The organism is Nonomuraea sp. NPDC003214 (assembly GCF_053590035.1).
Window position 1 is genome coordinate 48873 of the sequence record NZ_JBSFSX010000001.1, and the last position, 23939, is coordinate 72811.

The 23939-nt window shown below is 72.7% G+C and carries 22 protein-coding genes; 10 read left to right on the forward strand and 12 right to left on the reverse strand.

The features are described from left to right. The first annotated feature begins 37 nt into the window (after window positions 1-37). Window positions 38-1495, forward strand: coding sequence for a PucR family transcriptional regulator (locus ACWDXC_RS00220; protein ID WP_449976418.1), 1458 nt, complete (start codon window positions 38-40; stop codon window positions 1493-1495). On the opposite strand, the gene ACWDXC_RS00225 is transcribed toward ACWDXC_RS00220, so the two are convergent. From ACWDXC_RS00225 to ACWDXC_RS00260, 8 genes are read right to left on the reverse strand one after another with little or no spacing between them, the layout of a single operon-like run. Next, window positions 1492-4176, reverse strand: a complete 2685-nt coding sequence (locus ACWDXC_RS00225; protein ID WP_449976420.1) for a glycoside hydrolase family 38 N-terminal domain-containing protein — start codon at window positions 4174-4176, stop codon at window positions 1492-1494. The genes ACWDXC_RS00220 and ACWDXC_RS00225 overlap by 4 nt on opposite strands. Continuing rightward, window positions 4173-5252 (reverse strand): Gfo/Idh/MocA family protein, encoded by a 1080-nt coding sequence (locus tag ACWDXC_RS00230; protein ID WP_449976422.1) that lies wholly within the window; start codon window positions 5250-5252, stop codon window positions 4173-4175. Before ACWDXC_RS00230 ends, ACWDXC_RS00225 begins: the two co-directional genes overlap by 4 nt. Window positions 5253-5301: 49 nt before the next feature. Further along, on the reverse strand, window positions 5302-6195 hold the full coding sequence (locus ACWDXC_RS00235; protein ID WP_364180299.1) for a TIM barrel protein: 894 nt from the start codon (window positions 6193-6195) through the stop codon (window positions 5302-5304). After that, a complete protein-coding gene (locus tag ACWDXC_RS00240) occupies window positions 6186-7367 on the reverse strand; it encodes a CehA/McbA family metallohydrolase (protein ID WP_449976426.1) in 1182 nt (393 codons plus the stop codon). Before ACWDXC_RS00240 ends, ACWDXC_RS00235 begins: the two co-directional genes overlap by 10 nt. Then, on the reverse strand, window positions 7364-8434 hold the full coding sequence (locus ACWDXC_RS00245; RefSeq protein WP_449976428.1) for an ABC transporter ATP-binding protein: 1071 nt from the start codon (window positions 8432-8434) through the stop codon (window positions 7364-7366). The genes ACWDXC_RS00240 and ACWDXC_RS00245 overlap by 4 nt, the downstream gene beginning before the upstream one ends. After that, window positions 8435-9253 (reverse strand): carbohydrate ABC transporter permease, encoded by an 819-nt coding sequence (locus tag ACWDXC_RS00250; protein WP_219509985.1) that lies wholly within the window; start codon window positions 9251-9253, stop codon window positions 8435-8437. Further along, window positions 9250-10185, reverse strand: a complete 936-nt coding sequence (locus tag ACWDXC_RS00255; RefSeq protein ID WP_449976431.1) for a carbohydrate ABC transporter permease — start codon at window positions 10183-10185, stop codon at window positions 9250-9252. Before ACWDXC_RS00255 ends, ACWDXC_RS00250 begins: the two co-directional genes overlap by 4 nt. Then, window positions 10160-11545 (reverse strand): extracellular solute-binding protein, encoded by a 1386-nt coding sequence (locus ACWDXC_RS00260; protein WP_449976433.1) that lies wholly within the window; start codon window positions 11543-11545, stop codon window positions 10160-10162. Before ACWDXC_RS00260 ends, ACWDXC_RS00255 begins: the two co-directional genes overlap by 26 nt. A 274-nt stretch (window positions 11546-11819) precedes the next feature. On the opposite strand from ACWDXC_RS00260, the gene iolC reads away from it, so the two are divergent. The 6 genes from iolC (at window position 11820) to ACWDXC_RS00290 (ending at window position 18117) form a co-directional block, all read left to right on the forward strand. Then, entirely contained in the window at window positions 11820-12758 is a 939-nt protein-coding gene (iolC, locus tag ACWDXC_RS00265) for a 5-dehydro-2-deoxygluconokinase (protein WP_449976435.1), read from the forward strand. Next, the gene (locus ACWDXC_RS00270) at window positions 12755-13660 is read left to right on the forward strand and encodes a Cgl0159 family (beta/alpha)8-fold protein (RefSeq protein ID WP_449976437.1); all 906 of its coding nucleotides are present in this window, start codon (window positions 12755-12757) and stop codon (window positions 13658-13660) included. The genes iolC and ACWDXC_RS00270 overlap by 4 nt, the downstream gene beginning before the upstream one ends. After that, on the forward strand, window positions 13657-14496 hold the full coding sequence (iolB, locus tag ACWDXC_RS00275; protein ID WP_449976440.1) for a 5-deoxy-glucuronate isomerase: 840 nt from the start codon (window positions 13657-13659) through the stop codon (window positions 14494-14496). Before ACWDXC_RS00270 ends, iolB begins: the two co-directional genes overlap by 4 nt. Next, window positions 14493-16349, forward strand: coding sequence for a 3D-(3,5/4)-trihydroxycyclohexane-1,2-dione acylhydrolase (decyclizing) (iolD, locus tag ACWDXC_RS00280; protein ID WP_449976443.1), 1857 nt, complete (start codon window positions 14493-14495; stop codon window positions 16347-16349). Before iolB ends, iolD begins: the two co-directional genes overlap by 4 nt. A 66-nt stretch (window positions 16350-16415) precedes the next feature. Beyond that, window positions 16416-17429, forward strand: coding sequence for an AI-2E family transporter (locus ACWDXC_RS00285; RefSeq protein WP_449976445.1), 1014 nt, complete (start codon window positions 16416-16418; stop codon window positions 17427-17429). Window positions 17430-17478: 49 nt separating this feature from the next. Then, on the forward strand, window positions 17479-18117 hold the full coding sequence (locus ACWDXC_RS00290; protein WP_364180316.1) for an HAD-IA family hydrolase: 639 nt from the start codon (window positions 17479-17481) through the stop codon (window positions 18115-18117). Window positions 18118-18132: 15 nt separating this feature from the next. Here the strand turns inward: ACWDXC_RS00290 and ACWDXC_RS00295 are convergent, their stop codons facing one another. Beyond that, a complete protein-coding gene (locus ACWDXC_RS00295) occupies window positions 18133-18654 on the reverse strand; it encodes a DivIVA domain-containing protein (RefSeq protein ID WP_219509993.1) in 522 nt (173 codons plus the stop codon). Between the two features lie 118 nt (window positions 18655-18772). Between ACWDXC_RS00295 and ACWDXC_RS00300 the strand changes: the two genes are divergently transcribed. Further along, window positions 18773-19504, forward strand: a complete 732-nt coding sequence (locus ACWDXC_RS00300) for an ATP-binding cassette domain-containing protein (protein WP_449976448.1) — start codon at window positions 18773-18775, stop codon at window positions 19502-19504. Next, window positions 19501-20172 (forward strand): hypothetical protein, encoded by a 672-nt coding sequence (locus tag ACWDXC_RS00305; protein WP_449976450.1) that lies wholly within the window; start codon window positions 19501-19503, stop codon window positions 20170-20172. The genes ACWDXC_RS00300 and ACWDXC_RS00305 overlap by 4 nt, the downstream gene beginning before the upstream one ends. Before the next feature lie 61 nt (window positions 20173-20233). On the opposite strand, the gene rlmN is transcribed toward ACWDXC_RS00305, so the two are convergent. Beyond that, complete coding sequence (gene rlmN, locus ACWDXC_RS00310) at window positions 20234-21334, reverse strand: 23S rRNA (adenine(2503)-C(2))-methyltransferase RlmN (RefSeq protein ID WP_219509996.1); 1101 nt, start codon at window positions 21332-21334, stop codon at window positions 20234-20236. Between the two features lie 184 nt (window positions 21335-21518). Between rlmN and ACWDXC_RS00315 the strand changes: the two genes are divergently transcribed. Beyond that, a complete protein-coding gene (locus ACWDXC_RS00315) occupies window positions 21519-22445 on the forward strand; it encodes a suppressor of fused domain protein (protein WP_449976454.1) in 927 nt (308 codons plus the stop codon). A gap of 22 nt (window positions 22446-22467) precedes the next feature. Here the strand turns inward: ACWDXC_RS00315 and ACWDXC_RS00320 are convergent, their stop codons facing one another. Further along, window positions 22468-23292 carry a phosphatidate cytidylyltransferase gene (locus tag ACWDXC_RS00320; protein WP_308125995.1) on the reverse strand — a complete coding sequence of 275 codons (825 nt, stop codon included), beginning with the start codon at window positions 23290-23292 and terminating at the stop codon, window positions 22468-22470. Window positions 23293-23348: 56 nt separating this feature from the next. Beyond that, window positions 23349-23906, reverse strand: a complete 558-nt coding sequence (gene frr, locus ACWDXC_RS00325; RefSeq protein WP_219509999.1) for a ribosome recycling factor — start codon at window positions 23904-23906, stop codon at window positions 23349-23351. Window positions 23907-23939 lie beyond the last annotated feature (33 nt).

A 23939-nucleotide genomic window follows, 5' to 3' on the forward strand; every position in this document is an offset into this window, starting at 1 on the left:
GCAATTGGGCGATTCACGAAGTACTACGGTGGGGGTTGTGGCTGAGCACAAGGTGACGGTCGAGGATCTGCTGCGCTCGCCCGCGCTCCAGCTCCGCCTGCTCGCCGGCGAGGCCGGGGTGGGGCGGTCGGTGTCGTGGGCGCACGTGAGCGAGCTGGACGACCCGACGCCGTGGCTGCTCGGCGCCGAGGTGATCATGACGACGGGCATCGGCGTGCCACGCGCGGCGGCCCGGCAGCGCGCCTACCTGGAGCGGCTGGACGACGCGGGCGTCTCGGCGCTGGCGCTGTCGGCGCAGCTCCACGTGCCGCCGCTGCACGAGGCGTTCTTCGAGGCGGCCGAGGCGCGCGGGATGCCGGTGCTGGAGGTGCCGCTGGCGGTGCCGTTCATCGCGATCGCCCAGGAGGTGGCCGCGGCCGTGCAGGAGGACGCCCGGCACCGGCTGGGCGCGCAGTTGCAGGTGTTCGGCGCGCTGCGCTGGCTGGCGGCCGAGGACCTGGACACGGCCACGCTGTTCAAACGGCTGGAGCGGCTGTCGGGCTACGACGTCTACCTGTGCACGCCGCAGGGGCGCCCGCTGCTGCCCGGGGTGCCCGTGCCGTCGCTCGACGCGCTGCCGTCGGCCCCCGACGCGCCGCCCACGATCCCGGGCGGCTTCGCGCTGCCGGTGCCCGCGCCCGGCGGCCCGGCCGGGTTCCTGGTGGCCTTCGAGCGGGAGGGCGCCAGGCCCGCCGGGCTGGCCGTGGTGCAGCACATCGCCACGGTCGCGGCCCTCCAGGTGGCGATGGCCAGGCACGAGCGCGAGACGCTGCGCCGCGAGGGCGCCGAGACGCTGGCCGAGCTGCTGCAGGACGTGCTCGACCCGGCCACGGCCCGCCGCCGCCTGGCCCGGCTCGGCCTGGCCGCCGACGGGGAGACGGTCCTGATGGTCGTACGGGGCGCGGCCGACGACGCGCTGCGCCGGGCGCTGGCCGACCATCCGCACCTGATGCTGCGGCGCGGCAGCGACCACTACGTGCTCGGCGCCCCCGGGCTGGGCGACGCGCTCACGGCACTGGCCGGGGCCAGGACCGGGGTGAGCAGGCCGTTCGCGGCGGGCGGCTCCACCCGGGTGGCCCGGCGCGAGGCCGTCTGGGCCGCCGACCGGGCCGCCGCGTCGGGCCGGCCGCTCGTCCACTACGGCGACGACACCACCGGCCGGTGGCTGCCCGACGACGCCGACACGCTCACCGCGCTGGTGGACGACGTGCTGGGCGAGGTCCTCGCCTACGACGAGGCGCACGACTCACGGCTGCTCGCCTCGGTGCGCACCTGGATGGAACGCGACCGCCGCACCGAGGACGCGGCGGCCGCCCTGCACGTCCACCCCAACACGCTCGCCTACCGGCTGCGCCGCTTCGCCGCCCTGACGGGCCGCGACCTGTCGTCCAGCGCCGCCTTCGCCGAGGTCTGGCTGGCCCTCCAGGCGGCCCGTCAGCTCGGCCTGCACGACTAGGAGAGCTGGACCGTCGCGATCTCCCAGGCCGACAGCGGCAGCCGGAGCACCCCGCCGGTCACCGGCACCTCAGCGCCGGGGCGCCCGCGCAGGTCGGCGAGGCGGGCCCGGGTGAACCCGCCCTCGACGACCGCCTCGGTCGCCTCGTCCGTGAGCGCGACCACGCGCAGCTCCTGCCAGCCGTCGCGGACCCGCAGCGACGTCATGACGACGCCGTCACCGGCCACCGACAGCCCCGCGGCGGGCGCGGGCAGCGGCAGCGCCGGGTCGCCGGTGCCCGCCACGGCCAGCAGGTCGTGCCGGAACGTCTCGGCCGCCTCGGGCACCGCCTTCCAGGTGCCGCTGTAGGGCATCAGCGCCAGCTCCACCGAGCGCAGCCCGCGCGACTGCGCCGCCGGGGTCGGCAGTTGCGGCCCGGCGGGCTCGGGGCGCAGCACGTGACGGTTGCGCGACAGGAAGCCGATCGAGCGCAGCAGCGTGAGCGCCAGCTCCTTCCCGTCGTCGACCAGCTCGTACTCGGTGACGTGCTCCAGCAGCGCCGCCACTCCCCCGGCCGCCACCCACGAGGAGGCGGGGAACGTCGGCAGCGGCTCCTCGCCGCAGCCGCCCTCGGCGTCCAGGCCGCGCGTGACGACGGCGAACTGCCCCTCGGCGTGCGACCGCGTCGCCCGCTCGGGCAGCGGCACGTGCAGCCGCACCCGGTGGTCGGCGCACCGGTTGTCGAACTCCACGGTCAGCCGCGCGAACGGCTCGCCCGCGCGCAGCTCGACCCGGGTGCGCACGGCGATCTCCTCGGTGACCTCGGTACGCGACTGCGCCGGGATCTCCGGGGTGCCGTCGATCCCGTCGCCGGCGGCCGGCCACTGGTAGGTGCGCCACACGTCGAACGCCGCCACCAGCGGCCCCGAGCACACCTTCGACACGTGCACCGACTCCGGGTCCTGCACGAGGCGGTCGTGGGCCGGAGGCGCGTAGTTGTAGCTGTCGCCCACGTCGCCGCCGTCGACGATCCGCCCCGCCCCGGTCAGCGTGACGCCGTCGGCGCTGGTCAGCGTGAGCGTGCCGTCACGCGCCACCTCGACGTTGAGCAGCCCGTTGTCGAGCATCCGCTCCTCGGCGCGCACCGGCACGAACGGGTCTCCGGACGGGGCCCCGGCCACCTCCGAGTAGGGGGCGGTGCGCACCGCGGCGTGGCCGAGCGGCGGCGTGCTCACGTACGCGGCCAGCGTGCGGCGGGCCTCGGCGAGGATGCGGACGCGGGTCACGCCCTCCAGCGCGCCGCGCACCTGGCCCACGTTGAAGGCCGCGCTCGACTCGCGGGCGACGGTGAAGGTCAGCACGCCGTCGTCGACCGACCAGCCGGTGATGTGCTGGCCGTACAGCTCGGTGCCGTGGATGAAGGTCAGCGCAGTGGCCGGGTCCATCTCCTCGTCGAGCAGCAGCGTCGGGGCGTACTCCAGCGGCTGGAGCGGGACCTTGACCCCGTCGGCGTCGAGCAGCGGGTCGCTGCCGGCCACGTTGATCGCCACGACGCCGCGTCTCGGGGCGGGCGTCGGGTTGACGACGAGCACGGCGCCGGACGGCACCGTGCCGGCCAGCCGGGCCGTCACCATGTCGCGCACGGCCTGGCCCAGGTGCTCGGCCTCGGCGATGCGGGCCGCCACCTGCTGGGCGGTCTCGTCCACGCCGCAGCCGGTGACCGAGTCGTGGCCGCTGGCGTCGACCAGCCGCCACCAGGCCATGTCGAGGAAGCGGCCGGGCCACTCGCCGCCCCAGAGCGCGGCCAGCGGCTCGGCGTAGCGCTCGACCATCCGCTCGGCGCGGCTCATCGCCTGCTTGACGTGGGCGCGTACGGAGATCACGCCCGGCAGGATGTTGGCCCGGGCGTGCGAGCGCAGCTCGCCGGTGACGCGGGGCAGCCCGGTCACGTCGGCGGAGTGCGCCTCGATGTAGCCGGACAGGGTGTCCATGCGGGCGCCGAGCTGCTTGACCATGTCGGGCAGGCCGCGCACCGGGGCCGAGTGGTCGGTGCCGTACATGGCCAGCAGCGGCCCGTCGGGACCGTGCCAGCCGCGCATGGTGCGGACGAACGCGGCGCCGCGCTCGTCGAGCTGGGCGGGGTCCTCGAACAGGTGGGCGCCGTTGCCGTAGCCGCCGGCGGGCAGGTACTGAGCCCGGATGGCGGTGCCGTCGGGCGCGACCCAGGCGAAGGCGTCGGTGGTGACGGACGCGGGCACGCCCCGGTAGACGCAGGCGTGCAGCAGCCCGGCCCGCCTGAGGATCTGCGGCATCTGCGCGGTGTGCCCGAACATGTCCGGCAGGTAGCCGACGGCCATCGCGCCGCCGAGCTTGTCCGCCCTGGCCATGCCGAGCTCCAGGTTGCGCACGATGTTCTCGCCGGAGCACAGGAACTCGTCGAGCAGGATCTGCCACGGCCCGACCGCCAGCCGCCCGGACTCGACCAGGGCGGCGATCCGGTCGCGGTTCTCCGGGCGCACCTCCAGGTAGTCGTCCACGCAGGCGAGCTGCCCGTCGAGCGTGAAGTGGTAGTCGGGGTCCTTCTCCATCGTGTCGAGCACCTCGTCCAGCAGCGCCACCAGCCGCAGCCGGAAACGCTGGAAGGGCTCGTACCACTCGCGGTCCCAGTGGGTGTGCGGGACGACGACGATCTCCGCGGTCATGCGGCTTCGCCTCCGATCGGCAGGTCGTGCTGGACGGCGTAGCGGGCGGCGATGCGCTGGGCGGTGACGATGTCCTCCAGCGCTCCGGCGGCGTCGGTCAGGGGCGGCTTGCCGTCGTTGACGAACGCGTGGAAGGCGGCCAGCTGCACCTCGAACGCCTCGGTCACGTCACGCCACTCGGTGCGGCTCTCGCCGCCGGACACGACGGTGAGCGTGGTGGGCGCGTTCATCAGGTAGGGCGAGGGGAAGACCAGCTCCAGCGAGCCGCTGTCGTGGTGGATGACCACGCTCTCACGGTAGGCCGGGTAGTCCTCCAGGTAGTGCCAGCGGATGGCGAACCGGCCGGCGGCGGGCAGCGGCCCGGAGATCTCGATCGACCCGGGCGCCTCCCCCCAGGTCTCGACGTGCGCGATCTCGTGGGGGGAGCCGGTGAAGCGGCGCAGCAGCGACAGGTCGTGACAGATCGACCCGAGCGCCACCCCGTACAGGGAGCGCACGGCGGCGGGCGCGGACTCGCCGAGCGCCTTCGACACCAGCCCGTCCTCGGCCGCCCGCAGCGAGGCGAGCAGCTCCGGGGACACGTCGCGGGCCTGGGTCAGGTTGGCGAAGGCGAGCTGCGACTCCCCGCTCGGGTGCAGCACCGTCACCTCGACCGACCGGATCCGCCCCGGGCCGCCGAGCTCGGCCAGCAACTCCTCGGCCCGGCGCACGGCCGGGTCGTACTGCTTCATGTAGCCGACCATGAGCCGCCCCTCGGGCAGCGCGTCGACCTCGGCGCGGGTCAGCGCCAGCGGCTTCTCGCACAGCACGGCGTAGCCGGCCGCGAGCGCCTGCCGCACGGTCTCGCCGTGGGAACCGGAGGCGAGCACGAGCACGGCGTCGAAGCCGCCGGCCTCCAGCATCCGGGCGAGTTCGGTGTGGCGGCCGGGGGCGCCGAGCCGGTCACCCACGGCGTCGGCGAGCGTCCGCGACAGGTCGCAGACGGCCGTCACCTCGAACAGATCTCGGCGGCGCGACAGCAACGGCACGTACACCGCTTGCGTGACGGCTCCGCATCCGACAAGCGCGATCTTCAAACCCGCTCCTCCAGCATGGTCTCAACCAGCCAGCCCCTCCGGCGTGGCCTCAAAGTCCGAGTTCCCGTAGCTTCTCGCGATTGGCAGCTTGATCGGCGATGTTCCGCTCAACTGACCGGCGTCCGGGCAGCGTGTCCTGCTCGATGATGACCCAGCCCTGGTAGCCGATCTCGCCGAGCGTGCTGATCACGCCGGGCAGGTCGAGCTCGCCCTCGCCCAGCGGCGCGAAGCCGCCGCGGCCCATCAGCTCGCGCAGGTCCACGCCGTCGGCCAGGGCCTGGGCGAGGATCGCGCGGTCGCCGTCCTTGACGTGGACGTGGCCGACGCGGCCCGACCAGTCGCGCAACGCGGTCACCGGGTCGCCGCCGGCCAGCAGCAGGTGGCCGGTGTCGAGGCAGAGCTGCACGTCGGTCAGCTCCAGCAGCCGCTCGACGTCCTCGGGCGTCTCGACGTACGTGCCGAGATGGTGGTGGAAGGCGGGCTCGTAGCCGCGGTCGCGGCAGCGCTGGGCCGCCTCCTGGACGCGGGAGGCGTAACCGGCCCATTCGGACGCCTCCAGCCCGGGCGCGTTCCCGCCGGGGCGGGCGAAGCGCGCGGGCGAGCCGGAGCAGCCGAGCGTGGGCCGGGGCGCCAGGTGCGCGGGCGCGGCCGGGGCGGCGTCGAACACGTCGAGCGTCGCGTCGAGCGCGGCCAGCCCCTGCTTGAACGCCTCGGCGTCGCTGTAGCGCAGGTCGGCCCAGCCGCCCGCGAGCAGCAGCCCGCCCAGCCGCTCGGCCAGGTCGTCCTTGGTGCCGAGGTAGCCGATGGGGCCGAGGTCGATGCCCGCGTAGCCGGCGCCGGCGATCGCGCCGACCATCTCGGCGGCGGTCAGCGGCGGCGGGGCGTCGCTCAGCTCGAACACGCCGAAGCTCACCGGGGCGTTGGCGACACTGATCAGGCGCATAGAGCCATCACCTCGTTCTCGTAGGTTTCGAGTCGGTGCCGCCCTTCGGCGGCGGGCAGCAGCACGCGGTCGCCGCGGATCACCTGGCGGGCGCCGCCGGGGCGGACCAGGATGAGCCCGTCGGCGTCCAGGGCGAGCAGTTCGTCGCCCAGCCGCAGGAGCAGCGGCGCGCCGGGCCCGGCGGAGATCGCCGTACGGCCCGCCGCTACGGCGTCGAACGCGGCGCCGGGGTCCTCGGCCAGCACCCACGTGGTGGGCGAGCCGGGCAGCCCGTCGGAGCCGGGCCGGTGGAAGTCGCTGGCGCCGATCGCCACCAGGTCGGGGTGCCAGGCGTCGGCCCAGGCCAGGGGCGCGCCCCAGCGGCGGTCCCACCAGCCGGAGTGCCAGACCTCGGCGACCCTGGGCCGTTCCGTGAGCGGCTGGAGCCAGGCGCAGTCGCCGCCGAGCGGGTGGTTGATGGAGATCAGCCCGCCCGCCCGATCGGCGTGCTCGACCCAGGAGTCGGCGGGCTGCCGGAAGTCGACCCAGCCGACGTCGCCGAACACGTTGGCGTGCCCCCGGTCGGTGGTGACCTCCTGGCCGGGCAGCAGCGTGATGGCCCGGCCGGCCTTGGCCAGCTCGGGGTGGTGGCTGACGGTGTTGTGGTCGGTGACGGCGAGGAAGTCCAGGCCGCGCCCCAGCGCCAGCTCCGCCAGCTCGGCGACGGTGAGCGCCCCGTCGCTGTGCAGCGTGTGGGCGTGGAAGTCGCCGGCGAACCAGCGCAGCCCGCCGACGTCCGGGATGTCGCGGCGCGGCGGGCGCTCCCCGTGCGGCGGCTCGGCGCTCTCCGGCTCGGGCACGGGCGCGGTGTCGATCTCCAGCGTGTAGTCGAGGCCCTGCGGCGGGACGCGGTGCAGCCGCAGCCACACCCGCCACTGGCCCGCTTCGACCTCGCCGGGCAGGTAGCCGGGCGTGGCCCAGCCCTGGGTGATCGTGTAGGAGTCGCGGGCGCCGCCCGACCAGCCGCGGAACCCGCCGGGGCCGCCGCAGCCGAGGTCGAGCACGCCCTGCGACCGGTCGTAGGACAGCCGTACGGTGACCGCCGGGGCGCCCTCTGGCACCTCGAAGGGCACCTCGCGCAGGATGCGCTCCAGCCGGTCGTCCAGGCTCCAGTGCCCACGGATCACGCTCATGCCGTCACCAGCTCGCCGTCACGGTAGACCAGCGCCCGGTCGCCCCGGGGCACCGCGTAGCCCTGCTCGCCCAGCGCCGGCTCGTGCCCCTCGGGGACGACGGCCTGCACGAGCACGCCCGACACGTCCAGGGTGACCAGGTGGGAGGCCCCCAGGTTCTCCAGGATGACGACGCCGCCGGTCAGCGACCCGTCGACCGGCTGCGCCGAGTAGGTCATGTATTCGGGACGCACCCCGTACACCAGTTTCTCCCCCTCGGTCAGGAGTCCTTCCGCGGAGGCGGGGACGGGCAGCTTGCACCCGGCCACCTCCAGCGTGTCACCCCTGACGACGGCGTCCAGCAGGTTCATCGGGGTGGAGCCGATGAAGGCGGCCACGAACGTGTTGGCGGGCCGCTGGAACACCTCGGCGGGGGTGCCGATCTGGCGGATGTGCCCGGCCTCCATGACGGCCATGCGGTCGGCCATCGCCAGCGCCTCGGCCTGGTCGTGGGTGACGAAGACGGTGGTGACGCCGAGCTCGCGCTGGAGCTTCTTCAGGAACGTGCGCGCCTCCAGCCGCAGCCGGGCGTCCAGGTTGGACAGCGGCTCGTCGAACAGGAACGCCTGCGCCTGGGTGGCCATGACGCGGGCCAGCGCGACGCGCTGCTGCTGGCCGCCGGAGAGCTGGCCGGGCCGCCGGTCCATGAGCCGCTCCAGTCCGAGCCGGGCGCCGACCTCGGCGGCCTTGGCGTGGCGGGCGGCCTTGGGGACCTTCTTGATGCGCAGCGGGTAGGCGATGTTGTCGCTGACGTCCATGTGCGGGAACAGGGCGTAGTCCTGGAAGACCATGGCGATGTCGCGTCCGCCCGGCTGCACGCCGGTCACGTCCCGCCCGCCGATCACGACGGCGCCGCCGGTGGCGGTCTCCAGCCCGGCGATCGTGCGCAGCAGCGTGGTCTTCCCGCAGCCCGAGGGGCCGAGCAGGGCGAAGAACTCGCCGTCGGGGACGGTCAGGTCGAGCGAGTCGAGCGCCTTCACCCCGCCGGGATAGACCTTGGTCAGGCCCCGAAGTTCGATAGCGGCCATTTAGCGCTTGATCCCTCCGTGGAAGCGGAAGCCGTACTTCTTGCTGACGAACAGGTACATGAGCACGACCGGTACCGAGTAGAGCAGGCCGAAGGTCGACAGCACCCTGAGGTTGGCCTGGCCGCCCTCGGTGTAGAGGGTGTACATGATCACCGCGGCCGGCTGCTTCTCCACGTCGCTGAGCAGCAGGAACGGCATCAGGAAGTTGCCCCACACGTTGGCGATCGTCCACACCGCGATCGTCGCCAGGCCGGGCCGCACCACGGGGGTGACCACGTGGCGGACGATCTGGAGCGGCGAGGCGCCGAACACCCGCGCCGACTCCTCGTAGGACTTCGGCGTGGCGTCCATGAAGTCCTTGATCATGAAAATCGCGGCCGGCAGCAGGCCGCCGGTCAGGATGAGGATCAGCCCGGTGTGCGAGTCGATCAGGCCGAGCTCGATGGCGAGCTGGAACAGCGGCACCATCGCGGCGGTCCCGGTGATGATCGACGAGAGCAGCAGCAGCGCGTAGAGCAGCGCGTCGCGGCCCGGGATGCGCACCCGGCTGAGCGCGTAGGCGGCCAGCGCCGACAGCACCACCACCAGCAGCGCGGTGCCGATCGCCAGGATCAGCGAGTTCACCAGCGAGCCGAGCGCGTACGGGTGCTCGATGATCGTCTGGAAGTTCTCGAACGTGAAGTCCGGCATCCGGACCTCGTACGTCGGGTCCGAGGTGAACGGCGCCGCCGCCAGCCACAGCAGCGGGATCGTGAAGAAGGCCAGGAGCACCGCGATCAGCGTGTAGAAGCCGATCCGGCCGGCCCAGGTGCGGGTCATTTCTTGCTCCTGAGCAGCCGCAGGTAGAACACCGCCACGACCAGGTTGATGAGCAGGATCACGGTGGAGATCGCCGCGCCGTAGCCCAGGTCGCCGTTCTGCAGCGCGACCTTGTACACGTGCACGGCCAGCACCTCGGACTTGCCGTCGGGGCCGCCCGCCGTGAGCAGGAAGGGGCTGAAGTCGTTGAACGTCCACAGGCTGATCAGCAGCAGGTTGGTCAGGATGTGCCCGCGGATGTGCGGGAACACCACGTCACGCAACTGCTGCCAGCCGGACGCCCCGGCCAGCCGGGCGCTCTCCAGGTGCGACGGCGGCACGTTCCCGAGCGCCGCGCCGTAGAGCATCATCGAGAACGCGGTGCCGCGCCAGGTGTTGAAGATGATGATCGACAGCATCGGGTGGTCGAGCAGCCAGGCGAAGCCGGGGATGCCGAGCAGCGCGTTGAGGGTGCCGGCGTCGCGGTCGAGCAGCGCCACCCACAGGAACGACACCACGGCGCTCGGCAGGATCCAGGCCAGGATGACCAGGCCCTCGACCACGCTCTTGAGCGTGCCGCGCCGGTCCTTCAGCATCCAGGCCAGGGTGAAGCCGAGCACCACCTGCCCGATGACGGCCGAGCCCAGCACGAACTGGAAGGTCAGCCAGGTGGAGTCCCAGAACTCCGGGTCGGTGACGGCCTTGACGAAGTTGTCCAGCCCGACGTACTGCGGCTCGGCCGCGGCGGCGCCGGTCAGCCGGTAGTTCGTCAGCCCCAGGTAGATCACCCAGAGCGCGGGGAAGACCAGGAAGACCGCGATCAGCGCCAGAGCGGGCGCCACGAAGGCGCCCGCCCGCAGCCGGCCCAGGCCCGCCGCGTCGGAGCTGTAGCGGCGGGCGGGGGCCGGGCTGACGACCTCGGCCGGCTCAGGAGGCGATGTTACCTGCGCCACCGACGAGCCCTTCGAGCTTCTTCTGGTAGTCCGCGGCCGCCTGGTCGGCCGGGGTGCCGCCGGCCACCGCGGCGGTGGCCTCCTGCAGCGCGACCGACACCTGCGGGTAGAGCGCGACCGGCGGCCGGTAGGCCGTCAGCGGCAGCACCTGCTCGGAGATGTAGGTCAGCAGCGGCTCACCGGCCAGGATCTCCTTGTTGACGTCGCTGCGCGGGGTGATCCGGACGTTGCCGTCCTTGGTCTCCTCCTTCAGCGCGTCGGCCGAGAGCGTGAAGGCGAGCAGTTCGAAGGCTTCCTTCGGGTGCTTGGTGTTGGGGTTGACCGTGCGCAGCGCGCCGCCGGACATGCTGACGAAGTCCTGGCCGCGGATGCCCTTGCCGGGCTCGATGGCCGGGATCTTGGCGTAGCCGACGACCTGGTCGCGGTCCTCCATCTTGGCGACGCCGTCCTTGGGGTTGACCACGCCGCGCCAGAAGTAGTCGCCTTCGAGCAGGATGCCGATCTTGCCCTCGGCGAACTGCTGGAACGACTTGTCGCGGCCCTTGGCCTCCTGCTGGAGCTTGGGGTCGCCGAGGCCGCCGCCGTAGATCTTCTGGTAGAGGCCGAGGGTGTCCTTCAGCGGCTGGGACGCGCCGGTCCACTTGCCGTCCTTCTGCACCTCGCCGCCCGCGCCCGCGAGCAGCGGCAGCACGCCCTGCATCGTGGTGGCCTCGCCCATCGCGGTGCCGGCGTTGATCTGGATCGGCACGGGGACGCCGGACGACTTGAGCTTGGCGGCCGCGTCGAGGATCTCCTGCCAGCTCGTGGGCTGCCAGTCGGCGGGCAGCCCGGCCTTGGTGAACAGCGTCTTGTTGAAGTAGAGGACGCGGCCGTCGGTGCCGACGGGCAGCGCGTACTTCTTGCCTTCGAAGGTGGCCAGGCCCTGCACGGCCTCGGGGATCTGCTGCCAGCCGTCCCAGCTGTCCGCCTCGGGACCGACCAGCTCGGCCAGCGGCTTGATGTAGCCTGCCTCGGCGAACTCGCCCGCCCAGATGCCGTCGATGTCGATCACGTCCGCGCCCTTGCCTGACTTCAGGTCCAGGGAGAGCTTGGTCTTGTACTGTTCGTCGTCGACTCCGCTGGGGACGAACTTGACCGTGACGTCCTTGCCCTTGGCCTTCTGGGCCTCCTCGAACTTGGGGATCACCCAGTTGGCGATGTGGTCGGCGGCTGCCGCGTTCTTGCCGCCGGCGATGGCGTTCTGGCTGATCGTCAGCTCGATGGCGTCACCTCCGCCACCGCCGGACGACTGGCCGCACCCGGCGAGTCCCAGCGCGGACGCGGCCAACACCGCGACCACCGACCTTTTCCGCAACACCATGCAAACCCTCCGACACGTCCTAAAAGGGAGGAAGTCAGGGCCAATATGTCATGACATCCATATGACGTAAAGACCTTGCCATATCCAGGAGCGTGCCCTCATGCTGCGACTTTGCCCGTTGGGAGACGGACCGCCAGCCCGACACTATGCGACGCGCCGGCGGGGCCGCCCATCGGGGGATACGGCCAGGGCACATTCAGTAACATAGCGGACATCCGAATGTCATGACAATATGCCATAGTGTTGGGCGGAAGGCTCCATCTCTGGAGGTGCGTTGTTCGACCTGATCACGATCGGCCGCTGCGGCGTCGACATCTATCCGCTGCAGACCGGCGTGGGCCTGGCCCACGTCGAGACCTTCGGCAAGTTCCTCGGCGGCAGCCCGACCAACGTCGCGGTGGCGGCGGCCCGACACGGGCTGCGCTCCGCCGTGGTGACCGCCGTGGGCGCGGATCCCTTCGGCGAATGGGTACGGCAGGCGATCCGCGGGTTCGGTGTGGACGACGCCTTCGTGGGCACGGTCGAGGGGCCGCCCACCCCGGTCACGTTCTGCGAGATCTTCCCGCCCGACCACTTCCCGATCTACTTCTACCGGGGCGAGCATCCGCCTGACCTGCGGCTGACACCCGAGTCGCTGGACCTGGCCGCGATCCGCGAGGCGTCGGTCTTCTGGTTCACCGGCACCGGGCTGAGCCAGGAGCCCAGCCGGTCCGCGCACGCCGCCGCGCTGGAGGCCCGCACGTCCGGGTGGACGGTGTTCGACCTGGACCACCGCCCGACGCTGTGGGAGTCGCCCGAGGCCGCCCGCCGCGAGGTGCGCCGCGCGCTCGGGCACGCCAACGTGGCCGTCGGCAACCTCGACGAGGTGGAGATCGCCGTCGGCACCCGCGACCCCGAAGAGGCGGCGCAGGCGCTGCTCGACGCCGGCATGGAGGTGGCCGTGGTCAAGCTGGGCCCCGCCGGGGTGCTGGCCCGCACCAAGGACGAGCACGTCGTCGTCGAGCCCGTGCCCGTCGAGGTGGTCAACGGGCTCGGCGCCGGCGACGCGTTCGGCGGGGCGCTCTGCCTCGGCCTGGTGCGCGGCTGGCCGCTGGAACGTACCCTCCGCTTCGCCAACGCGGCCGGCGCGCACGTCGCCGCCAGCCTGGCCTGCGCCGACGCGATGCCCTCCACCGACGAGGTGCTCGCGCTCCAGACGGGAGCCCGTCCTTGAGCGACATCACGCTGCCCCGAAGCGTCGGCTACGAGCAGCTCACCCACATCCGCGCCACCCGGCCCGAGGAGATCGCCCACGCCGCCGCCCGCCGGCAGCGGCGCGGCCTGCCCGCCGAGGACGAACGCCTGCTCATCATCGCCGCCGACCATCCGGCGCGCGGCGCGCTGGCCGTGCGCGACCGGCCGCTGGCCATGGCCAGCCGCGTCGACCTGCTCGACCGGCTCCAGGTGGCGCTCGCCAGGCCCGGCGTCGACGGCATCCTGGCCTCCCCCGACGTGCTGGAGGACCTGCTCCTGCTCGGCGCGCTCGAAGGCAAGCTGGCCTTCGGCTCCATGAACCGGGGCGGGCTCCAGGGCTCGGTGTTCGAGCTGGACGACCGCTTCACCGGCTTCGACGCGGCCTCCATCGGCGACATGCGCCTCGACGGCGGCAAGATGCTCTGCCGCATCGACCCCGGCGACCACGCCAGCGTGGCCACCCTGGAGTCGTGCGCCCGCGCCGTCACCGACCTGGCCCGGCGCCGGCTCGTGGCCATGGTCGAGCCGTTCTGGTCGGTGCGCTCGGAGAGCGGGGCCGTGCGCAACGACCTGTCGCCCGACGCCGTCATCCGGGCCATCAGCGTCGCCCAGGCCCTCGGCGTGACCTCCGCCTACACCTGGCTGAAGATCCCCGCGGTCGCCGAGATGGAGCGCGTCATGGCCGCCACCACGCTGCCCGCGCTGCTGCTCGGCGGCGACCCGCCCGACGTGGCCGCCGCCTACGCCGACTGGGGGCGCGCGCTCCTGCTGCCCGGCGTGCGGGGGCTCGTGGTCGGGCGCGCTCTGCTCTACCCTCCGGACGACGACGTCGCCACCGCCGTGGACGGCGCCGCGACCCTGGTGCGAGAGGCTGGTTCATGACTTACATTCCGTACGGCAAGGCCGCCGCGGCTCCCTGGGCCGTCGAGATCACCCCCGGCCTGGCCGGGTGGGACTACTCCGGGCTGCGGATCGCCGACCTGGACGGCGCCCCGGTCGCCTTCGACACCGGCGGCGAGGAGATGCTGGTCCTGCCGCTGTCGGGCTCGTGCACGGTCACGCACGGCTCCGGCACGTTCGAGCTGTCCGGGCGGCCGTCGGTGTTCGACGGCCCGTCCGACTTCGCCTACCTCCCGATCGGCGAGCACGTCGTGCTGGAGGGCGCCGGCCGGATCGCGCTGCCGTCCGCGCGGGCCGGCCGCCGCCTGGAGGCCCGGTACGTGCCCGCGTCGGCGGTCTCCGTCGAGCTGCGCGGAGCCGGGCAGGCCAGCCGCCAGGTCAACAACTTCGCCTCCCCCGAGGCGTTCGCGTGCGACAAGCTCGTGGCCGTCGAGGTGCTCACGCCGGGCGGCAACTGGTCGTCCTACCCGCCGCACAAGCACGACACCGCCGGCCCCGGCGAGGCCGTGCTGGAGGAGATCTACTACTTCGAGGTGGCCGACCAGGGCCTCGGCTACCAGCGGGTCTACGGCTCCGAGCGGGGCCACCTCGACACGCTGGCCGAGGTCGGCTCCGGCGACGTGGTGCTCGTGCCCTACGGCTACCACGGGCCGTCGATGGCCGCGCCCGGCTACGACCTGTACTACCTGAACGTGCTGGCCGGACCCGCCGCCGAGCGGTCGATGGCGTTCTGCGACGATCCCCGCCACGCCTGGATCCGCGGCTCCTGGACCGGCCAGGAGATCGACCCCAGGCTGCCCTTCGGGAGGACCTCATGAGGCTTACCGTGGCCCAGGCCGTGGTGCGCTTCCTCGCCGCCCAGCGCACCGAGCGCGACGGCGTGGAGCACCGGCTGTTCGGCGGCTGCTTCGGCATCTTCGGTCACGGCAACGTCGCCGGGCTCGGCCAGGCGCTGGCCGCCCCCGGCGCGGAGCTGCCCTACTACCTCAGCCGCAACGAGCAGGCGATGGTGCACACCGCCGCCGCCTACGCCCGCGCGAGCAACCGGCTGTCCACGCTGGCCTGCACGAGCTCCATCGGGCCCGGCGCGACCAACATGATCACCGGCGCGGCCGGGGCGACGATCAACCGGCTGCCGGTGCTCCTGCTGCCGGGCGACATCTTCGCCACCCGCGTGGCCAGCCCGGTGCTCCAGGAGCTGGAGGACACGCGCTCGTACGACGTCTCCGTCAACGACGCGTTCAAGCCGGTCTCCCGGTTCTGGGACCGGATCAACCGGCCCGAGCAGCTCCCGTCGTCGCTGCTGGCGGCCATGCGGGTGCTCACCGACCCGGCCGAGACCGGCGCGGTGACGCTGGCGCTGCCGCAGGACGTGCAGGCCGAGGCCGCCGACTGGCCCGCCGAGCTGTTCGCCCCGCGCGTGTGGCACGTCCCCAGGCCCCGGCCCGAACGCGCCGCCCTGGCCCGCGCCGCCGAGGTGATCAGGTCGGCCGAGCGCCCGCTGATCGTCGCGGGCGGCGGCGTCCTCTACAGCGAGGCGTCCGCCGAGCTGCGCGCCTTCGCCGAGACCTACGGCGTCCCCGTCGCCGAGACGCAGGCGGGCAAGGGCGCGCTGCCGTACGGGCACCCGATGGCGATGGGCGCCGTCGGCGCGACCGGCACCACGGCCGCCAACGCGCTGGCCCGCGAGGCCGACGTGATCATCGGGATCGGCACCCGCTACAGCGACTTCACCACGGCCTCCCGCTCGCTGTTCGCGCCGGACGCCCGGTTCGTCAACCTGAACGTGACCGGCTTCGACGCGGCCAAGCTGTCCGGGTTCCAGCTCGTCGCCGACGCCCGCGAGGGCCTGGCCGACCTGGCCGCCGCCTGCGACGGCTGGGCCGCCCCCGCCGCCCACCGCGCCCGCGCCGCCGAGCTGTCGCGCGCCTGGGACGCGCTGGTCGACGAGGCGTACGCGCTCGACGGCTCGCCGCTGCCGCAGCCCGCGGTGATCGGCGCGGTCAACGCCGCGGCCGGTGACGACGGCGTGGTGATCTGCGCCGCCGGGTCCATGCCCGGCGACCTGCACAAGCTCTGGCGGCCCAGCGGGCCGGGCAGCTATCACGTCGAGTACGGCTACTCGTGCATGGGCTACGAGATCGCCGGCGGGCTCGGCGTCAAGCTCGCCGACCCGTCACGCGAGGTGTTCGTCATGGTGGGCGACGGGTCCTACCTGATGATGGCGCAGGAGCTCGTCACGGCCGTCGCCGAAGGGGTCAAGCTGACCGTGGTCCTGGTGGACAACTCCGGCTTCGCCTCGATCGGCCGCCTCTCCGAGAGCGTCGGCGCCGAACGGCTCGGCACCGCCTACGCCTACCGGGGCGGCGGACGCTACGACGGCGGGCCGCTGCCGGTGGACCTGGCGGCCAACGCGGCCAGCCTCGGCGCCGCCGTCGTGCGCGCCGGCACGCTGGCCGAGCTGCGCAAGGCCCTGGACGAGGCCCGCGCCGCCACCACGACCACGGTGATCCACGTGGTCACCGACCCGCACGTCGACACCCCGTCGTCCGAGGCGTGGTGGGACGTGCCGGTCGCCGAGGTGTCCACCACCCGGGCGGCGGAGGAGGCGCGCGGCGCGTACGAGAAGGACAAGCTGGAGCAACGCCCGCACCTGGCTCCGCCCGCTTAGCCCTCCCGGAGGGGTTGCCCCGGGCCGCGGAGGGAAGGCCTCTGAGCAGCGAAAAGGGGGGCGGGGATGAGGCCGTGGCGGGCGCTGGGCTGGATCGCGATCATCGCGGTGGTGCTCTACTGCTACTCCATCGTGAGCACCGTGGTCCTCTCGGTGATCATCGGCGTCTTCTTCACCGCCCTGCTCTACCCGCCCGCCCGCTGGCTGACGCGGCGCGGGCTCAACCGGGCGCTCGCCACCACCGTCGTCTTCGTCGGCGGCCTGCTGCTGGCCGTCGGCCTGGGCGCGCTGCTCGTGCCGCCCACCATCGCCAGCGTGGCCGAGATGCACGCCAGCGTCGGCAAGGTGCTGGAGGAGCTGCACCGCTTCACCGCCTGGCTGGGGCTCGACGACCAGCAACTGCTCCAGCAGGCGCGCGACTACTTCGCCAAGCAGGAGCACCAGATCACCACGGGCGCGATCGCCGGCGTGCGGACCGCCGGCGAGATCGTGGTGGGCGGCGTGCTGTCCGTCATCCTGGCGGTCTACTTCGTGCACGGCGGCGACCGGCTGTGGCACTGGCTGGTCGAGCTGTTCCCCGCCTCCGCGCGGCCGCACCTCATGGAGACCGGGGAGCTGGTGTTCTCCGTGATCGGCCGCTACATCCGCGGGGTGGCGCTCGTCGGGCTCGTCGACGCGTTCTTCATCGGGCTCGCGCTGTGGATCCTCGGCGTGCCGATCGCGCTGCCGCTGGCGGTGCTCACGTTCGTCGGCGCGTTCCTGCCGGTCGTGGGGGCGTTCATGGCCGGGCTGCTGGCGGCGGTGGTCGCGTTCGTGGCCAAGGGCTGGCTGATCGCGCTGATCGTCGTCGCGGTGACCGTGCTCGTGCAGCAGATCGAGGGCCACGTGCTGGCGCCGCAGATCTACGGCAAGGCCCTCGACCTGCCCGGCGCGGTCATCCTCGTGGCCATCACCGTCGGCAGCGTGATCGCCGGCATCACCGGCGCGTTCCTGGCCGCCCCGGTGACCTCGGTCATCGTGGCCCTGATCAGCCACGGGCACCTCAGAGGATCCGGCACTCCGGCTCCGGCCCGGGCCTGACCGGCGCGACGGGTCGCGTAAAGATCGCCAAAGGCGCATGATGAGCCTTATGCGATGGGTCACGTTCGACTGTTTCGGCACGCTCGTCGACTGGCGGCACGGCATCCGCTCCGGCGCCGAGCTGATCGCCCCCGGTCACGGCGAGCGTCTGTTGGAGGCGTACGTCAGGCACGAACTCGACGTGCAGGCCGAGAACCCCGCGATGCGCTACCGGCAGGTGCTGGCCGAGGCGCTGCGCCGGGCCTGCGCGCAGGAGAAGGTGACGCTCGGCCCCGACGACGCCTTCGTGCTCGGTGACACCCTGCCCTACTGGCCGGTCTTCCCCGAGGTCGGCACCGAGCTGTCGGCCGTGCGCGAGGCCGGCTGGAACCTGGCGCTGCTCACCAACTGCGACCGCGACCTCATCGCCGGGACGCTGCGCCGGCTGCCGGTGCCCTTCGACGCCGTGGTGACCTCCGAGCAGGTGGGCGCCTACAAGCCGTCGCACGCCCACTTCACCGCCTTCGAACGCGCCCACCGGCCCACCCACTGGGTGCACGTGGCGCAGAGCTACGTGCACGACCTCGTCCCGGCGCACCAGCTCGGCATCCGCCGCGTGTGGATCAACCGGCAGGGCGAGCGGCCCGCCGACCCCGCGATCCCCCAGGAGACGCAGCCCGACCTGCGCGGGCTCGTCCGGGCGATCTGAGCCGCCCCCGGGTCCTCAGGCCCGCTGCTCCAGCACGTCCGCGATGCCCGCCAGGAACTCGTCCACGTCGGCGATCAGGTAGCCCGCCCGGAACATCACGGTGGCGAACTTCGCCTCCCTGACCTCGGCCGCCGACACCGGGTAGTCCGTCGTGCCCCGCAGCGTGGCCACGATCCGGTCCAGGAACGCGTCGACCTCGTCCTCGTTGTAGCCGGTGCCCATCCGGCCGGGCCGGAACGCCACCCGCTCCACCCGGGCCGCCTGGCCCTCGAACCACTCCTCGCGCAGCATCTCCCCCGTCGGCTCGGCCATCGCCAGCCGGACCGGCGCCTTGGCCATCGTCTCCAGCGCCACCACGAACGCCTCCAGCGCGAAGTCGACCGCCGTCTCCTGATAGCCGCCGCGCCGCGCCCGGAACGTCGCCGTGCGCACCTCGTCGGCGGTGACGCGCTCCAGGTCGCGCGGCCCCCTGCCCAGCGTCGCCTCGATCCGCCCGATCAGCGTGTCGACCTCGACGGGGTCATAGCCTGAACGCATACCCATGACGCGCGGAAAGCGGTTCAAGCCCACTCCTCCTGAGTTCTGCCGGGGTCGCCTCCCATTGTGGAGTTCATTTATCACGACAATGCGAGCCGGGCTATACCGTTACAGCACCATGCGCCTGACCAACGTGTCCTTCCGCTACAGAAGACGTGACCAATCCGTCATCCGGGATGTCAACGCACTGGCGTCCCCCGGCGACGTGATCGAGCTGACCGGCGTCAACGGCGCCGGCAAGTCCACGCTCCTGCGCCTGCTGGCCGGGCTGCTCACCCCCACAACCGGGACCATCGCGGACCGGCCCGCGGTCGTCGGCCTGGCCCCCGACCGCTTCCCCACCGAGCAGCCGTTCACCGTGGCCCGCTACCTCGACCACATGGCCCGGGTGCGCGGCGGCGCCCGCTGGCGGCCGTGGGCCGAACGCCTCACCATGCAACACCTGCTGGACGTGCGGCTCGGCGAGCTGTCCAAGGGCAGCGCGCACAAGGTGGGGCTGGCCCAGGCGCTGATGGGCGAGCCGGGGCTCCTGCTGCTCGACGAGCCGTTCGCCGGGCTGGACGCCGACACCCGCGACGCCCTCCCGCCGATCGTCGCCCATCTGTCCGCGCGCGGCGTCGTCGTCGTGGCCAGTGACCACCAGGGCGGGCTGCGCGGCCTGCCGTCGCTGCGCCACTGGTCGCTCACCGGCGGCCTCCTCACGGAACCCGCCGCCCCGGCGGGGCCGGTCCTGGAGGCGCCGCCCGTCACGGTCGAGGTCACGGTGCCGGCCGGGGAGGCCGCCGCGTTCCTCGGCCGCATGCGGGCCGAAGGCTACGCGACCCGCGAGCTGAGCGAGGAGACCCGATGATCGCCCTGGCCGCCTTCCGCGTCGCCGCCTACGTCCGCTCCCACCGCGTCTACCAGGCGCTGCTGGCGATCCTGGCGCTGCTCGCGATCCTGCACGGCAGCCGCGCGCCCCGGGGGCTGGAGGCGGCGGCGCTGACCGACTCGGCGGCGCTGATCATCCCGTTCCTCGCCTGGGCCGCCAGGAGCCTGCTCGACACCGAGCCGGACCGCCAGCGCGAGCTGTCGGCCACCCTCGCGGGCGGGCGCCGGCGCGAGCTCGCCGCCGGGCTGCTGGCCGCCCTCGCCGCCTGCGTCGCCTTCGACGCGCTGGCCCTGGGGTGGGGGCTGCTGCTCGGCGTGAGCGCCACCCCGCAGGGCGCCGAGCTGGCCGCCGTCCTGGCCCTGCACGCCCTGGCGATCCTCACCGGCCTGGCGCTCGGCGCGCTCACCAGCCGCGCGATCCTGCCGTCACCGGCCGTCTCGATCATGGCGCTGGTGGGCGGCTTCCTGGCGACGCTGATGGTGAGCGCGTCGCCGCTGCACTGGCTCAGCGTGCCGGTCACCGCCTGGATGCGCGCCGCGAACTCCGGGCTGCTGGCCGACCGGCTTCCCGCGCTGGCCGCCGCCTCGCTGGCCTGGTGCCTGATCGGCCTGGCCGCGTACGCGTGGCTGCGCCGTACCCGCCCCTGAGGCGGGGCGTTGCTTGCGGGCCGGAACTTTTCGCCTGGGCTTGCTCGCCCGCGGGCCGGTGTTATTCGGCGGCGGCGAGCTGGCCGCAGGCGCCGTCGATCTCGCGCCCGCGCGTGTCGCGGACCGTCACCGGCACGCCGTGGAACTGCAGCCGCCGCACGAACGCCCGCTCGTCCTCCGGCCGCGAGGCGGTCCACTTGGAGCCCGGCGTCGGGTTGAGCGGGATCAGGTTGACGTGCACCAGCTTGTTCTTGACCAGCTTGCCGAGCAGGTCGGCCCGCCACTCCTGGTCGTTGATGTCCTTGATCAGCGCGTACTCGATGGAGACCCGCCGCTTGGTCCTGGCCGCGTAGGCCCAGGCGGCGTCGAGGACTTCGGCCACCTTCCACCGGGTGTTGATCGGCACCAGCGTGTCACGCAGCTCGTCGTCGGGCGCGTGCAGCGACAGCGCGAGCGTCACCGGCAGGCCCTCGTCGGCGAGCTTGCCGATGGCGGGCACCAGGCCGACCGTGGAGACGGTGACGCCCCGGGCCGAGATGCCCAGGCCGTGCGGCGCGGGCTCCACCAGACGGCGCACCGCCCCGATCACCTGCTTGTAGTTGGCCAGCGGCTCGCCCATGCCCATGAACACCACGTTGTTGACCCGGCCGGGCCCGCCGGGCACCTCGCCGGCCGCGAGCGCGCGGGCGCCGGAGACGACCTGCTCGACGATCTCGGCGGTGGACATGTTACGGGTCAGCCCCGCCTGGCCGGTGGCGCAGAACGGGCAGTTCATGCCGCAGCCGGCCTGCGACGAGACGCACATGGTGGCCCGGTCGGGATAGCGCATGAGCACCGACTCCACCAGCGCGCCGTCGAACAGCCGCCACAGCGTCTTGCGCGTGGTGCCGCCGTCGGTGGTCATCTCCCTGACGGAGGTGAGCAGCGGCGGCAGCAGCGCCGACAGCTTCTCGCGGGCGGCGGCGGGCAGGTCGGTCATCGCCTCGACGTCGGTGGTCAGCCGCTCGAAGTAGTGGCGGGAGAGCTGGTCGGCGCGGAACGCCTTCTCGCCGAGCTCGGCGACGGCCGCCCTGCGCTCGGCCATGGACAGGTCCGCCAGGTGCCTGGCCGGCTTGGCCCGGCGCGGCGCGACGAAGGTGAGCTGGCCTGGCTGCTGGGACACGTTCCTGCCTTTGTTCGTACGGTTTCCGACCAGGGTAGTGAACGCCTGCCTCGCCGGTGTCATTCCGGAGAGCCTGGCCGGGGATCTACAGTTCTCACGTATGGCGATTTTCCGGTCTGCGTCGGGCGAGGGGCATACCGAGGTCGTCCTCACGGCCGGCAATCCCTACGGTAGCCGGACGCTCGTGGTCGAACGGGACGAGGACTCCTCGGTCGCTTACCTGTGCGCGCCCGACGGCGCCGTGCGGGGCGCGGTCTGGCTGGCCAACCATCGGCCCGCGCCCGCCGTGATCGACCTGTCGCGCGTCAACGCCGGGCTGCCGCCGCTGATGCCCCGCGCCAACACCCTCCACCCGGACGGGCGCCGGCCGCTGGGGCAGCTCACGCCGCTGTGGTTCGAGGAGGGCGACGGGGTGGCGCTCTACGAGGAGGACGACCTGCTCGCCGTCATCCCCGGTTGGGCCGACATGCACCGCGGCATGCCCGGCTACGCGCGTGACGCGGTGGGCGAGTCGCCGTTCGCCTGGGCGCTGTCGGAGGCGCTGGAAGGGCTGCGCCCGCGCATCTCCAACGCGCACTCCTACTGGCGCTGGCGGCAGGCGGAGGGGTCGTGGCCGTCGTTCCAGGAGTTCGTGCTGGGCCACCTCGACCGGGTGCTCGGCCCGGCGGGCCGCTATTGGGACGCCAGCGGCGACCGGCTGCCCACGGTCGGCATCACCGAGCGTCCGCCCCACGGCGAGCGCGGGTTCACCGTGCTGTCGACGGTCGGGATGAGCTGCCAGCGGATGCCGACGGTCGAGCAGTGGCTCGACACGCCCGGCGCGTACGCCAGGATCGAGCTGGCCGTCGCCACCCGCGAGGATCCGCGCGACGCGGCGCTGCTGCTGGTGTGGCTGGCTCAGTATCCGTGGCACTCGGTCACCTGGCTCGGCAACGGGCACACCGCGAAGTGGTATCACGATCCGTCGACGTTCCCGATGGGCGCGCGGTACGCGGGGGTGACCATGAAGGCCGACGCCCCCAATATGCCCGACATGTCGGGATTTGCGTTTGGCGGGGAGATCGTCCGCTGGCTCTGGCTCACGCCCGCCACCGCCGACGCGCTCAGCTGACTCTCACACGAGCAGCCGGCCCTCAGACGAACAGCGCCAGGAGCAGCCACACCGGCACCAGCGTGGCCACCAGCGAGTCCAGCCGGTCCATCAGCCCGCCGTGCCCCGGCAGGATCGTGCCCAGGTCCTTGATGCCGAGATCACGCTTGATCATCGACTCGATGAGGTCGCCCACGGTCGCCAGCAGCGCCGCCAGCACCCCGATCACCGCGCCCTGCCACGGCTCGCCGTCCAGCAGCCACGTCACCAGCCAGGCCCCCACGGCCGTGCACGCCACCGCCGACCCGGCCAGCCCCTCCCACGTCTTCTTCGGGCTGATCGGCGAAAGCTGGTGCCTGCCGAACAGCACCCCCGCCACATAGCCGCCGACATCGCTCGCCACCGTCACCGCGATGAACACCACCACCCGGTGCGCCCCGTCGTCCGGCGCCAGCAGCAACGCCACGAACCCGGCCAGCAACGGCGGATAGAACAGGGTGAAGACCGACGCCGTCGCGTCCCGTACGTACCCCTCGGTGCCGGCGCTGACCATCCGCCAGATCAGCAACGCGAACGCGAACACCACGAACGTGCCCAGCAGCCACACGCCGCCGCCCCAGTAGGCGCCCGCCTGCATGGCGACCACGCCCGCCAGCACCGGCACGGCCGGAACCTGGATCCCGCGGGTCGCGAACGCCCGCACCAGCTCCATCACGCCGACGCCCACGGCCCCCGCGACCACCACGAGGAAAAGCTCCTTGATGGTGTAGAGGGAGACGATGACCAGCGCGCCCAGCCCCACGCCCACCGCGATCGCGGCAGGCAGGTTCCGGCCGGTGCGGCTGGTCCCGGCCGTACGTTCTTCCACAGAGTCTCCATGAGCCACGGCCCCCGCCATCAGGCGAGGGCCGCGCGGCGAACCGCTCAGACTTCGAGCAGCTCGGCTTCCTTGTGCTTCAGCAGCTCGTCGATCTTGGCGACGTGCTTCTGCGTGAGGTCGTCGAGCTCCTTCTCGGCACGCCTGACCTCGTCCTCGCCCGCCTCGCCGTCCTTGACCATCTTGTCGAGGATCTCCTTGGCGGAGCGGCGGATGTTGCGCACCGACACCTTGGCGTGCTCACCCTTGTTCCTGGCGACCTTGATGTACTCCTTGCGGCGCTCCTCCGACAGCTCGGGGAACGACACGCGGATCACCTGGCCGTCGTTGCCGGGGTTGACGCCGAGGTCGGAGTCGCGGATCGCCTTCTCGATCGCGGCCATCGAGCCCTTGTCGTAAGGCTGGATGATGACCATGCGGGCCTCGGGCACATGGAACGAGGCCAACTGCTGGATCGGGGTCGGCGAACCGTAGTACTCAGCGTTGATCTTGTTGAACATCGAGGGGGTGACACGGCCCGTACGGATGCCCGCGAAGTCTTCCTTCGCGACCGAAACGGCCTTGTCCATCTTTTCCTCGGCTTCGAGGAGGGTTTCGTCGATCACAGCGGCTCCCTGTCTTCTAGCTGGCGGTGTCGG